This window comes from Rubrivivax sp. A210 (assembly GCF_904426505.1).
GTDB lineage: Bacteria > Pseudomonadota > Gammaproteobacteria > Burkholderiales > Burkholderiaceae_C > Rubrivivax.
In genome coordinates this window covers 268104-281274 of record NZ_CAJGBN010000045.1, presented here as the reverse complement: position 1 = coordinate 281274, position 13171 = coordinate 268104, and the positions used below count along the sequence as shown (strand labels likewise).

Annotated in this window: 10 protein-coding genes; 6 read left to right on the top strand and 4 right to left on the bottom strand. The window is 68.5% G+C overall.

Going from position 1 to position 13171, the window contains the following annotated elements; translation table 11 throughout:
• Positions 1-72 precede the first annotated feature (72 nt).
• Positions 73-993, bottom strand: coding sequence for a DUF1194 domain-containing protein (locus JMV16_RS19525; protein ID WP_201495965.1), 921 nt, complete (start codon positions 991-993; stop codon positions 73-75).
• Between the two features lie 216 nt (positions 994-1209).
• Between JMV16_RS19525 and JMV16_RS19520 the strand changes: the two genes are divergently transcribed.
• Positions 1210-2115, top strand: coding sequence for a 5'-nucleotidase (locus JMV16_RS19520; protein WP_201495964.1), 906 nt, complete (start codon positions 1210-1212; stop codon positions 2113-2115).
• Between the two features lie 6 nt (positions 2116-2121).
• Here JMV16_RS19520 and JMV16_RS19515 read toward each other — a convergent pair whose 3' ends face one another.
• The 3 genes from JMV16_RS19515 to JMV16_RS19505 form a co-directional block, all read right to left on the bottom strand.
• Positions 2122-3225: a serine/threonine protein kinase gene (locus JMV16_RS19515; RefSeq protein WP_201495963.1), complete on the bottom strand. Its 1104-nt coding sequence runs from the start codon at positions 3223-3225 to the stop codon at positions 2122-2124.
• Positions 3226-3245: 20 nt separating this feature from the next.
• Entirely contained in the window at positions 3246-6005 is a 2760-nt protein-coding gene (locus tag JMV16_RS19510; RefSeq protein ID WP_201495962.1) for a M16 family metallopeptidase, read from the bottom strand.
• A 129-nt stretch (positions 6006-6134) separates the two neighbouring features.
• Entirely contained in the window at positions 6135-6872 is a 738-nt protein-coding gene (locus tag JMV16_RS19505; protein ID WP_201495961.1) for a Crp/Fnr family transcriptional regulator, read from the bottom strand.
• A 126-nt stretch (positions 6873-6998) separates the two neighbouring features.
• On the opposite strand from JMV16_RS19505, the gene JMV16_RS19500 reads away from it, so the two are divergent.
• Genes JMV16_RS19500 through JMV16_RS19480 form a run of 5 tightly spaced genes read left to right on the top strand, consistent with a single transcriptional unit; the run spans position 6999 to position 13110 of the window.
• Positions 6999-8954 (top strand): AMP-dependent synthetase/ligase, encoded by a 1956-nt coding sequence (locus JMV16_RS19500; protein WP_201495960.1) that lies wholly within the window; start codon positions 6999-7001, stop codon positions 8952-8954.
• 1 nt (position 8955) lies between these two features.
• Positions 8956-9741, top strand: coding sequence for an ABC transporter ATP-binding protein (locus tag JMV16_RS19495; RefSeq protein ID WP_201495959.1), 786 nt, complete (start codon positions 8956-8958; stop codon positions 9739-9741).
• A gap of 12 nt (positions 9742-9753) precedes the next feature.
• Positions 9754-10683 carry a branched-chain amino acid ABC transporter permease gene (locus tag JMV16_RS19490; RefSeq protein WP_201495958.1) on the top strand — a complete coding sequence of 310 codons (930 nt, stop codon included), beginning with the start codon at positions 9754-9756 and terminating at the stop codon, positions 10681-10683.
• A 4-nt stretch (positions 10684-10687) separates the two neighbouring features.
• On the top strand, positions 10688-11752 hold the full coding sequence (locus JMV16_RS19485; RefSeq protein ID WP_201495957.1) for a branched-chain amino acid ABC transporter permease: 1065 nt from the start codon (positions 10688-10690) through the stop codon (positions 11750-11752).
• Positions 11753-11784: 32 nt separating this feature from the next.
• The gene (locus JMV16_RS19480; RefSeq protein ID WP_201495956.1) at positions 11785-13110 is read left to right on the top strand and encodes an ABC transporter substrate-binding protein; all 1326 of its coding nucleotides are present in this window, start codon (positions 11785-11787) and stop codon (positions 13108-13110) included.
• Positions 13111-13171 lie beyond the last annotated feature (61 nt).

The window sequence follows — 13171 nt, the reverse complement described above, 5'->3', positions numbered from 1 at the left end:
GAAGCGGGCGGGGCGGACCTCTTCAATGTGCCAGTGCGATGTGGCAGGGTGGTGAAAGCCACCGCCCAGGCGTCAATCGGCGCGGCGGTGAACCACGGCGGCAATGCCCAACAGGCCGAAGAAGAACATCAGCATCGTTTCGGATTCGGGCACCGGCACCGGCGCCGCCTCCGGACCGGCGATCTCGCGTCCGATCTTGAGCACCACGGCGCGCTCGAAATCGTCGAAGCCGGCGGCGGTGACGACGAAACCGCCGCGCTGCACATACTGGCCATACCAGGTGGTGAGGCCGCCGACGCCGAGATCGCCCTCGATGGCAAGACCGTTGACGACGATGTCGGGCGCCAGGGAGGCGCGCACGCCATCGACCACCTGGTTGCAGGCGGCACTGTTCTCGAAGCAGGAACCCATGCCCGAAAGCAAGGAGTTCTGCACCCCGTCGCCCGAGACATCGATGACGCGGCGGGCACCGGCAAAGTCGTTGTGCTCCATGCCCCAGGCACCGGCCTGGATGCCGCCGGCGACATTGGTGCCGGTGTTCAGGATGGGGCCGCTTCCGGCCACGCCCTCCCATCCGGTGCTGGGGCTGATGGCGGTGAGCGCCGTCGGCCGCGGCCTCGCCAGCGCACCCATGGCGTCGCCGAAGGCGGCCGACTGGGCGCCGGTGGCCAGCGCCTGCCAGCCCAGTTCGCGCATCACCCCCTGCGAGAAAAAGTAGACGCCGACGGCGATGCCGCCACTGGGCGCGAAGGACTCGATGGCGCTCCTGACGCCGGCGTCGTTGAAGGCCGCCCGGTAGCCGTCGAGCTGGAGCTGGTACTCCGAGGTTCCCAGCCCGGGGCAGGCGAAGGCGTCGAAGGCGGTGCTGCAGACGCTGCCCGAGACATCGATCACCAGCGCCAGTTCCAGTGCCACGGAGGTGGTGATGGCGTGGGCGCCACCGGTGGCCAGCAGCGCGCCCAGCGCAACCGCGGCAAGGTTCTTGCGAAACATTGACTGCCCCCTCGCCGAGCGGAACCCGGGCACGCACACAACATCGGCGCATGTCCGCCAGGACCACGGTCATCGGCACCACAAGGATGCCGCCGGCAGGCGCCGGCGCTGGGCGCTGGAGCAGGCAAAACGGCAGGCATTTCAGGCGATGTGCCGGCCCGCAATTTGCTGGCCGAAGGGACCTCGTCCCGCCCCATGGCCTAAGATCACCTGGCCATGCCCGCCACCCTAGAAGGCCAGCTCGTCGTTGCCATTTCCTCGCGGGCGCTGTTCGACTTCGAGGAGGAGAACAGCGTCTTCGAGGCCGGCGACGACCGCGCCTACATGCAGCTGCAGCTGCAGCGCATCGACCAGGCGGCGCCGCCCGGCGTGGCCTTCTCGCTCGTCAAGAAGCTGCTGGCTTTCAACGAAGGCCTGCCGGTCGGCCAGGCGCGTGTCGAGGTGGTGATCCTCTCGCGCAACGACCCCGTCAGCGGCCTGCGCGTCTTCCGCTCGGCCCAGCTCGACGGCCTGCCGGTGCAGCGCGGCGTGTTCACGCGGGGGCGCGAGCCCTGGCGCTACCTGCGCCCGCTGGCGGCCAATCTCTTTCTCAGCACCAACGAAGCCGACGTGCGCCAGGCCCTGGCCGCCGGCGTGCCGGCGGCGCGCGTCTACCCGCAGAGTGCCCACGCCTCGGCCGCCCACCCGGACGAGGTGCGCATCGCCTTCGACGGCGACGCCGTGCTGTTTTCCGACGAGGCCGAGCGCGTCTACCAGGCCCAGGGCCTGGACGCCTTCCAGAGCCACGAGCGCGAGCGCGCCGCCACGCCGCTGGCGCCAGGCCCCTTCAAGCCCCTGCTCGAGGCCCTGCACCGCCTGCAGCGCGAGCCCGGCGCGATGCGCCTGCGCACGGCCCTGGTGACGGCGCGCAGCGCGCCGGCCCACGAGCGCGCCATCCGCACGCTGATGGACTGGCAGATCGAGGTCGACGAGGCCATGTTCCTGGGCGGCCTGGCCAAGGGCCCCTTCCTGCGCGAGTTCGAGCCGGATTTCTTCTTCGACGACCAGACTGGCCACATCGAGAACGCGGCCCTGCATGTACCGGCCGGCCATGTGGCGGCCGGCGTCTCCAACGACGGCTAAGCCGCCTCAGCGGCGCAGCAGCAAGAAGGCGACGGCGGCCACGGCCAGCGCTGCTGCACCCAGAGCCGGCAGCAGCCAGGCCGGACGCGGCGCGGCCTGCGGCACGGGCGCGGCGGGCGCCGCGGACACCGCCGCTGGCGCCACCTTGGCGTCGAAAAGCCGCCGCAGCTCGGCCATGGATTGCGGCCTCGCCTCGGGGCGCACCGCGAGGCCGGCATCGATGGCGGCCAGGAAGGGCTCGCCATAGCGGCCTCGGGCGGCCTCGCGCGCCGGCACCTGCTCGTCCTTGACCGCACGCGCGATGGCGGCCTTGGGCATGCGCCCCACGGCCGCGGCATAAAGCACGGCGCAGAGGGCGTAGACATCGGTCCAAGGCCCCTGGCGCAGGCTTTCGTCGCTCTCGTACTGCTCCACCGGCGAATAGCCGCTCTTCAGGATGGAGGTGAGGTTTTGCGTGGCGTCGCCGATGACGCGCCGCGCGGCGCCGAAATCCAGCAGCACCGGGCGCGGCATCTGCTCGAGGTAGCTGCCGGCGTGGCGGTCGTACAGCATGAGGATGTTGTCGGGTGCCACGTCGCGGTGGTAGCAGCGCTCGCCGTGCATCACGGCCAGCGCCTCCATCATCGGATAGGCCAGCTCGCGCAGCCAGGCCTCGCTGGGCGGCGCGCCGAGGTCGGTGAGCCACTTCTTGAGCGTGATGCCCTCGTAGTAAGGCATCACCATGTAGGCGGTGCCGTTCTCGGCCCAGAAGCGGTAGACCTTGACCAGCGAGGGATGCTCGAAGGCGCCCAGCAGCCGCCCCTCGTTGATGAAGCTCTGCAGGCCCTTGGCGTAGAAGGCCTCGAAGCGCGGCAACCGCGGCACGACCTCGCCGTCGGGTGCGCGCATGGCCAGCGTGGCGGGCAGGTATTCCTTGAGCGCGACGCGGCGGTCGAGCCGGGTATCGCGCGCCAGGTAGACGATGCTGTAGCCGCCGACGCCGAGCACGCGCTCGATCACGAACTCCTGCAGCTTGTGGCCGGGGGCAAGTTCGCTGCCGCGATCACGCCGCGGCATCAGCACCGTGCGCTGCTCGGCCCGCTCGCGGGCGCCGTCGTCGTCGTCGGACATGGCAGGCAGGCCTTTGCTGATCAGGGTTGTGACGGGAAGTCGCCGCCCCAGGCCCAGACCAGGCGCTCGGGGGTGATGTATCGGCGCCAGGCGGCGTTGACCTGCTCGAGGCTGAGCGCGGCGATGGCGTCATCGACCTGCTGCGCCACCGCGAAGCGGCGCCCCAGGTAGAGATTGCCGGCCAGTTGCGACGCCACCGCGGCGTCCTGCGCCCGCCCCAGGCGGCGGTTGGCCAGCAGGCCGCGGCGGCCTTCTTCCAGTTCGGCCGCGGTGAAGCCGTCCTTCAGCGAGCGCGCGATCTCCTGCTGGAAGGCGGCCTCGACCTTGGCCTGGTTCTGGGGCGCGAAGATGGCGCTGAAGACCCAGCGGCTGTGGTCGTCGATGGAGGCCCACTCCAGGCCCGAGCGCACGTCGTAGCTCAGGCCTTCGGTCTCGCGGATGCGCTTCCACAGCCGTGAATTGCCGCCGCTGCCGAAGATGTGGTTGGCCAGCGTGAGCGCAGCGTAGTCGGGGTGGCGGTCGGACAGCGGCAGCGCGAGCGCGCCACGCAGGTTGGCATTGGCCTTGTCGGGCGTGCGCTCGAAGAAACGCGCAGGCGCAGCCGCCACCAGCGGCTGCGGCACGCGGCGGTAGGCCTGTGCACCGGCGGTCGGCGCGCGCCAGTCGCCCAGCGCGGCAGCGAGCGCCTTCTTGGCGGCGGCGGCGTCGAAATCGCCCACCGCCGCGAACTCGCCCTTGGCGGCGCTCACAAAGCGGCGGTGGAAGGTCTTGACCTGGTCCAGCGTGACGGCCTTGAGGTCGGCCTCGAGTTCGTCGAAGCTCTGGGCATGGCGCAGGTCGCCGCGCGGATAGGGGTTGCCGTGGCGGGCGATCAGCTTGGCGATCACCGCGTCGGGCTCCTTGCGCTGGCGCTCGATGCTGGTGAGCCACTGGCGGCGCGCCTCTTCCAGTGGCTCGGCCGGGAATGCCGGCTCGCGCAGCAGGCGCCCCACCAGGGCAATCACGGCGGGCAGGCGCTCGCGCCGGGTGGTGATGCTCACGCTCAGGGTCTGGTCGCTGGCGCCGAAGCCGACCTCGGCCTGCAGGCGGTCGAACTCGTCGGCGATCTGCTGGCGCGTGAGGCCGGCGCCGCCCTTGTCGAGCAGGCTGGCGGCCAGGGCAGCCACGATCTCCTGGCCCATCAGGCTTTTCTCGTCGCCGTAGTGCAGGCGCAGCCGCGCATTGACGACGCGGCCACGCGAGCCCTTGGGCAGCAACGCCAGTTCCAGCCCGCTGGCCAGCCGGCCGCGCTGGGTGCGTGCGTCCAGCGTGGCCGGCGTGGGGTCGAAGGCCTCGGCCTGGGCCGCGGTGGCATCGCCCTTGTAGTCCTTGACCTGGCTTGCGGCATCGACGCGCGTGGCCTGGGGTGCGCGCTCGGGCTTGGTCGTGGGCAGGTAGAGGCCGACGCTGCGGTTGTCGGGCCTGAGCCAGGTGGTGGCAACGCGGTTCACGTCGGCCAGCGTCGCGCGGCGCACGCGGTCGCGCTGCAGGAAATACAGGCGCCAGTCGCCCAGGGCCACGGCCTCGCTCAGCTCGATGCCAATGCGCTCGGGGTCGGTGAAGCCGTTGTCCCATTGATTCAGCCAGCTGGTGCGGGCGCGCTCCAGTTCCTCGGCCGTCACCGGCTCGCCGGCGAGGCCGTCAATGGCGGCGGCCATCTCGGTGCGGGCGCGCTCCACGTCCTGGTCGGGCGCAATGGCCGCACCCAGGATCAGCGGCCCGGGTTCGGTGAGCGCCCAGGCACCGGCAAAGGCCTGGGCTGCCAGGCGCTTTTCGACCAGGCGCTTGTGCAGCCGGCCTCCGGGGGTGTCACCCAGCACCGAGGACAGCAACTCGACGGCGGCGAAATCGGGGTCGCCGCCGGCCGGTACGTGGTAGGTCATGTAGATCAGCGGCGCGCCGCCGACGCGCTTCACTGTGACCAGGCGCTCGCCGTCCTGCGGCGGGTCCAGCGTGTAGGTGGGTGCCAGGGCGCGCTGCGGCCGTGGCAGCGCACCGAAAGACTGAGCCACCCAGGTCAGCACCTTGGCCTCGTCGAACTTGCCGCTGACGATGAGGGTGGCGTTGTCGGGCTGGTAATGGCTGCGGTAAAAGGCCTGCAGGCGGCCGATGTCGACGTTTTCGATGTCGCTGCGCGCGCCTATCGTGCTTTTGCCGTAGTTGTGCCACTGGTACATGGCGGCAAAGAGCTTTTGCAGCAGCACGCTGCCGGGACGGTTCTCGCTCGCCTCGAATTCGTTGCGCACCACCGTCATCTCGGTATCGAGATCGCTGCGCGCGATCAGGCAGTTGACCATGATGTCGGCCTGCCAGCCCAGGTACCACTGCAGGTTGTCGTCGTTGGCCGTAAAGCTGGCGAAATAGTTGGTGCGGTCGTAGGAGGTGGTGCCGTTGGGACGGAAACCGCGCTTGGAGAACTCGGCCAGCGCGTTGCGCGTGGTCGGCGTGCCCTTGAACACCAGGTGCTCAAGCAGGTGGGCCATGCCGGTTTCGCCGTAGTTCTCGTGGCGCGAGCCGACGCGGTAGGTGACGTTGACGGTGGTGGTGGGCTTGGCGTCGTCGGGCACCAGCAGCAGTTGCAGGCCATTGGCGAGCCGGTATTCGGTGATGCCCTCGACCGAGGTGACGCGACTGAGGCCGGCCGGCAAGGACGCAGCTTGTGCGGCAGTCTGGGCGCTGGTGGTGCCGGCAAGGCCAGCCAGAGTGAAGCAAAAAGCAGCAAGAAACCAGGAACGGATCATGGGCAACCGGCCGGTGGATGGAACCCGGGCAGTGTAAGCAAAGGCCTGCTGGCCTGCGCCCGTCGTGCAGCTGACGTGTGGCGCGCGTCGGGCGCAGGACAGCCTCCAGGGACTGGCCTGCGGCCGGGCTCAGTCACTGCGGTAGCGGCGCAGCGCGTCGAGATCGGCCACGCGCACGCCGCCATATTCGACACGCACCACGCCCGCCGCCTGCAACGCGTCGAGCGCCTTGTTGACGCGCTGGCGCGAGAGGCCAACCAGGTAGCCCAGCTCCTGCTGCGTGATGCGCAGGATGTCTCCGACGCCGGGGTAGAGCAGCGGGTGGAACAGTGCCGCCAGGCTGCGCGCGACACGTTCGTCGGGGCGAGAGAGGCGGTCGATCTCGCGCGCCGCGATGAACTGGCCCAGGCGCTCGTTGAGCTGGTTCATCACGAAGCGGTTGAAGCCTATGCTGCGATCGAGCAGCCAGTGGAAGGTGACGGCCGACATGCCGGCCACGTTGCTGGTGCGCAGGGCCTGGATGTTGTAGCGGTAGATCTCGCGCTTGAGCACCGTGCCCTCGCCGAACCAGCCGCCCGGCCCGACGCCCGTGAACGTGATGGGCACGCCCAGGGCGGTGTCGTTGCTCATCTTGAGGAGGCCGTCGATGACGCCGAACCAGTAGGTCACCGGCCGCCCGACGCGGCAGACCAGCTCGCCCGGCGCCACCGTCACCACGCGCAGGTCGGCCACCACGCGCTGGCGCTCGGCGGCGTCCAGGCGGTCGAGCCAGGGAATCTGCGCCAGCTCGGCCGCGCCCAGCGAGCGCGAGCGCGACAGCGGCACGGCGGCGGCATGGGCGGCGGGGGGGAAGGTGGTGGTGGCCATCGTTGCAAGCGGCGGCAGACCCGGGAAAGGCCTGTCAGTGCGAACCCGTAAATTGTCGTCGTAACGACAACCTGGCGTCAAAGCCTTGGCCAGAATGCGACGCTCGCTCACCCCTCGGAGGTCTCGGTGGAGTCCACGTTTCCGCGACTGTTGCTAGCCCACGCCCAGCAGCGGCCCGATGCCCCGGCGCTGCGCGAGAAGGTCTACGGCATCTGGCAGACGACCACTTGGTCGCAGCTGGCGGTGATGGTGCGCCAGCTCGCCTGCGGCCTGGCCCGTGCCGGCCTGCAGCGCGGCCAGCACCTGGTGGTGGTGGGCGAGAACCGGCCGCGCCTGTATGCGGCGATGCTGGCGGCGCAGTCCATCGGCGCGGTACCGGTGCCGCTGTACCAGGACGCCGTATCGGCCGAGTACAAGTTCCCCATCAACAACGCCGAGGTCGCCTTCGCCGTGGTGGAAGACCAGGAGCAGGTCGACAAGCTGCTCGAGCTGCGCGATGACTGCCCCCAGCTCCAGCACATCTGGTACGACGACCCGCGCGGCCTGCGCAACTACGCCGAGCCCGGCCTCGAATCGCTGGACGCGCTGCTGGCCGCCGGCCAGGCCCATGACAAGGCCAACCCGGCCCTCTACGACGCCGAGCTGGCGCGCCTGCAGCCGCGCGACGTGGCGGCGATGTTCTTCACCAGCGGCACCACCGGCAACCCCAAGGGCGTGGTGCACACCCACTTCACGCTGCTCGACCGCGCCGAGGCCGGCAAGGACTTCGACCGCCTCACCGCGAGCGAGGAAGTGCTGGCCTACATGCCGCTGGCCTGGATCGGCCAGAACATCTTCAGCTTCGCGCAGTGGCTGGCCTGCGGCTACGTCGTCAATTGCCCCGAGAGCGCGGCCACGGTGACCATCGATCTGAAGGAGATTGGCCCGACCTATTACTTTGCGCCGCCGCGCATTTTTGAGGGCCTGCTCACCAGCGTGATGATCCGCATGGAAGACGCCAGCGCCCCCAAGCGCTGGCTGTTCGGCAAGGCGATGGACCTGGCGCGCCGCGTCGGCCCGGCGCTGATGGACGGCAGCCCGGTGGGCGCCCTCGACCGCCTGGCCTACAAGCTGGGCGAGCTGGGGGTCTACGGCCCGCTGCGCAATGCGCTGGGCCTGAACCGCGTGCGCGTGGCCTATACCGCCGGCGAGGCCATAGGGCCCGACCTCTTCACCTTCTACCGCTCCATCGGCATCAATCTCAAGCAGCTCTACGGCAGCACCGAGACCGCGGTCTTCGTGTGCCTGCAGCCCGACAACCAGGTCAAGGCCGACACCGTGGGCGTGCCCATCAAGGGCGTGGAGATCAAGGTCGCCGACAACGGCGAGATCATGGTCAAGAGCCCGGGCCTGCTCAAGGAGTACTACAAGAACCCGGCCGCCACGGCCGAGGTGCTGACGGCCGACGGCTGGTACCACACCGGCGACGCCGGCTTCCTGGACGCCGGCGGCCACCTCAAGATCATCGACCGCGCCAAGGATGTCGGCCGGCTTCTGGTGAAGGATGGCGGGGCCGGCGAGGGCGCCCTTTTCGCGCCCAAGTACGTCGAGAACAAGCTCAAGTTCTTCCCCTTCGTCAAGGAGGCGGTGGCCTTCGGCGACAAGCGCGAGAAGGTCTGCGCCTTCGTCAACATCGACTTCGAGGCCGTGGGCAACTGGGCCGAGCGGCGCAACCTGCCCTATGCCGGCTACACCGACCTGGCCAGCAAGAAGGAAGTGCTGGAACTCATCCGCGAATGCGTGGAGAAGGTCAATGCCGACCTCGCCGCCGATGCCATGCTGGCCGGCAGCCAGGTCAGCCGCTTCCTCGTGCTGCACAAGGAACTCGACGCCGACGACGGCGAATTGACACGCACGCGCAAGGTGCGGCGCGGCGCCATCGCCGAGAAGTACGCGGTGCTGCTCGATGCGCTCTACGGCGGCCGCAGCGAGCAGTTCATCGAGACCGCGGTCAAGTTCGAGGACGGCCGCAGCGGCAGCGTCAGCGCCACGCTGCCCATCGTCGACGCCAAGACCTATCCCGCCGTGAAGAAGGCAGCCTGACATGGCCGAAAGAACCATCGGCGAGGTCATCCTCGACGTCAAGAACATCAGCCTGCGCTTCGGCGGCGTGAAGGCGCTCACCGACATCAGCTTCAATGTGCGCGAGCACGAGGTGCGCTCCATCATCGGCCCCAACGGTGCCGGCAAGAGCAGCATGCTCAACTGCATCAACGGGGTCTACAGCCCGCAGGAAGGCAGCATCACCTTCCGCGGCAAGACATTCAGCCACATGAACAGCCGCCAGGTGGCCGAAATGGGCGTGGCACGCACCTTCCAGAACCTGGCCCTCTTCAAGGGCATGAACGTCATCGACAACCTGATGTCGGGGCGCAACCTGAAGATGAAGACCAACATCTTCCAGCAGGCCATCCACTTCGGCGCGGCGCGGCGCGAGGAGACGGCCCACCGCGAATTCGTCGAGCACATCATCGAGTTCCTCGAGATCCAGGCCTACCGCAAGACGCCGGTGGGCCGCCTGCCCTACGGCCTGCAAAAGCGCGTCGACCTCGGCCGCGCGCTGGCGATGGAGCCGCAGGTGCTGCTGCTGGACGAGCCGATGGCCGGCATGAACGTCGAGGAGAAGCAGGACATGTGCCGCTTCGTGCTCGACGTCAACGAGGAGTTCGGCACCACCATCGTGCTGATCGAGCACGACATGGGCGTGGTGATGGACATCAGCGACCGCGTGGTCGTGCTCGACTACGGCAAGAAGATCGGCGACGGGTCGCCGGAAGAGGTGCGTTCGAACCCGGACGTCATCAGTGCCTATCTGGGCAACAGCCACTAGGGCGGACGCGACATGGCCTTCTTCCTCGAAACCCTGATCGGCGGCCTCATGACGGGCATGCTGTATTCGCTGGTGGCCCTGGGCTTCGTGCTCATCTTCAAGGCCAGCGGCGTGTTCAACTTTGCGCAGGGCGCGATGGTGCTGTTCGCGGCGCTGGCGATGGCGCGGCTTTCCACCTGGCTGCCGGCGCTGCTGGGCTTCGACAGCCTGCTGCTGGCCAACCTGCTGGCCTTTGCCGGCGCCATGGTGGTGATGATCGTCGTGGCCTGGCTGATCGAGCGTCTGGTGCTGGGCAAGCTCGTCAACCAGGAGGGCGTGACCCTGCTGATGGCCACGCTGGGCATTGCCTACGTGCTCGACGGCGTCGGACAGACCCTGTTCGGCGCCGACATCTACAAGATCGATGTCGGCCTGCCCAAGGATCCGGTCTTCATGCTCGAATCCATGTTCCAGGGCGGCGTGCTGGTGAACAAGGAAGACCTCTACGCGGCGCTGATCGCCGCCACGCTGGTGGGCGCGCTCAGCGTCTTCTTCCAGAAGACTGCCACCGGCCGCGCACTGCGCGCCGTGGCCGACGACCACCAGGCGGCGCAAAGTATCGGCATCCCCCTGTCGCGCATCTGGGTCATTGTCTGGAGCGTGGCCGGCTTCGTCGCGCTGGTGGCCGGCGTCATCTGGGGCAGCAAGCTCGGCGTGCAGTTCTCGCTGTCGCTGGTGGCGCTGAAGGCGCTGCCGGTGGTCATCCTGGGCGGCCTCACCTCGGTGCCCGGCGCGGTGCTGGGCGGCTTGATCATCGGTGTGGGCGAAAAGCTCTCCGAGGTCTATGTCGGCCCCAGCCTTGGCGGCGGCATCGAGATCTGGTTCGCCTATGTTCTTGCACTCATCTTCCTGCTCGTGAGGCCGCAAGGCCTCTTCGGCGAGAAGATCATCGACCGGGTCTGAAGCCATGCTGTACAGAGAAAACGGTCAGTTCAAGACCAGCTACCAGGCCGACCAGCAGGTCTTCCCGATCCGGCAGGACCGCATCGCCATCGCGCTGCTGCTGGCCTTCGCCTTCCTGGTGGTGCCGATGGTGGCGCCGGAATACCTGTTCCGCGCCGTGCTCATCCCCTTCCTCATCCTGTCGCTGGCGGCGCTGGGCCTCAACATCCTGGTCGGCTATTGCGGCCAGATCTCGCTCGGTACCGGCGCCTTCATGGCGGTGGGCGCCTATGCCGCCTACAACGCCCAGGCGCGCATCGAGGGCCTGCCGCTGCTGGCGGCGCTGGCCCTGGGCGGCGGCGCCGCCACCCTGGTAGGCGTGGTCTTCGGCACGCCCAGCCTGCGCATCAAGGGCCTGTACCTGGCGGTGGCCACGCTGGCGGCGCAATTCTTCGTCGACTGGGCCTGCCTGCGCCTGAAGTGGGTGACCAACGATTCAAGCTCCGGCTCGGTCAGCGTGGCCGGGCTCAAGATGCTGGGCCTGCCCATCGAATCGCCGGTCAGCAAATACCTCTTCTGCCTGGCGCTGCTGGTGTTCTTCGCGGTCGTTGCAAAGAACCTGGTGCGCGGCCACATCGGGCGCGAGTGGATGGCCATCCGCGACATGGACGTGGCCGCCGCGGTGATCGGCATCCGCCCGGTCTATGCCAAGCTCAGCGCCTTCGCAGTCAGCAGCTTCATCGTCGGCGTGGCTGGCGCGCTGTGGGGCTTCGTGCACCTGGGCTCGTGGGAGCCGGCGGCCTTCAACATCAACCGCAGCTTCGACCTGCTGTTCATGGTCATCATCGGTGGCCTGGGCTCGATCATGGGCAGCTTCTTCGGCGCCGCCTTCATCGTCGTGCTGCCCATCCTGCTGGACAACGTGCCGCGCGCACTGGGCCTGCAGATCGACACCGCGCTGGCCGCCCACCTGACGACCACCATCTTCGGTGTGCTCATCGTCTTCTTCCTCATCAAGGAGCCGCACGGCATCGCGCGGCTCTGGTCCACGGCCAAGGAAAAGCTGCGGCTTTGGCCCTTCCCACACTAAGCAGTGACGATCAATTCCATCGGAGACCAGCCATGAAACTCGCATCGACCACCCTTGCCGCGGCGGCCTTTGTCGGCGCGGCCCTGTTCGCCGCCGACGCCGCCCAGGCCCAGGCCAAGGAACAGTTCTTCCCCCTGCTCGTCTACCGCACCGGGCCCTACGCGCCCAACGGCGTGCCCTGGGCCAATGGCAAGCAGGACTACATCAAGCTGGTCAATGCCCGTGACGGCGGCATCAACGGCGTCAAGATCACCTATGAGGAATGCGAGACCGGCTACGCCACCGACAAGGGCGTCGAGTGCTACGAGCGGCTCAAGGGCAAGGGCGCGACGCTGTTCGACCCCCAGTCCACCGGCATCACCTTCGCCCTCACCGAGAAGGCGCCCGGCGATAAGACCCCGCTCATCACCCTGGGCTATGGCCTTGCGGCCAGCCAGGATGGCGGCGTCTTCAAGTGGAACTTCCCGCTCATGGGCAGCTACTGGACCGGGGCCGACATCCTGATCCAGCACATTGGCAAGAAGGAAGGCGGCCTGGACAAGCTCAAGGGCAAGAAGATCGCCCTCGTCTACCACGACAGCCCCTTCGGCAAGGAGCCGATTCCACTCATCACCGAGCGCAGCAAGATGCACGGCTTCGAACTGCAGCTGATCCCGGTCACGGCGCCGGGCGTCGAGCAGAAGTCGGCCTGGCTGCAGGTGCGCCAAAGCCGCCCCGACTACGTGATGCTGTGGGGCTGGGGCGTGATGAACAGCACCGCGCTCAAGGAGGCCCAGGCCACCGGCTACCCGCGCGAGAAGATGTACGGCGTCTGGTGGGCCGGCGCCGAGCCTGACGTCAAGGACGTGGGCGAAGGCGCCAAGGGCTACAACGCCCTGGCCCTCAACCCGTCGGGCCAGACGCCCAAGGTGATCCAGGACATCCTCAAGCTCGTCCACGACAAGGGCCAGGGCACCGGCCCGAAGGACGAAGTGGGCTCGGTGCTCTACACCCGCGGCCTCATCATCCAGATGCTGGGCGTGGAGGCCGTGCGCCGCGCGCAGGAGCGCTTCGGCAAGGGCAAGGTCATGACCGGCGAGCAGGTGCGCTGGGGCCTGGAGAACCTGGCACTTGACCAGAAGAAGCTCGACGCGCTGGGCTTCGCCGGCGTGCTGCGTCCGGTCAGCACTTCGTGCAAGGACCACATGGGCAGCACCTGGGCCCGCGTCCACACCTGGGACGGCAAGAAGTGGAACTTCAGCTCCGACTGGCTGCAGGCCGACGAGCAGATCATCAACCCGATGGTCAAGGTGGCCGCCGACAAGTACGCCGGCGACAAGAAGCTGAGCCGCCGCGCGCCGGAAGACTGCCAGTCCTGACCCACCCCCGAAGGCGGCTGGCGCCGCCTTCCCCCTCAAGGGGGCGCCGCCAGCGGCCCGG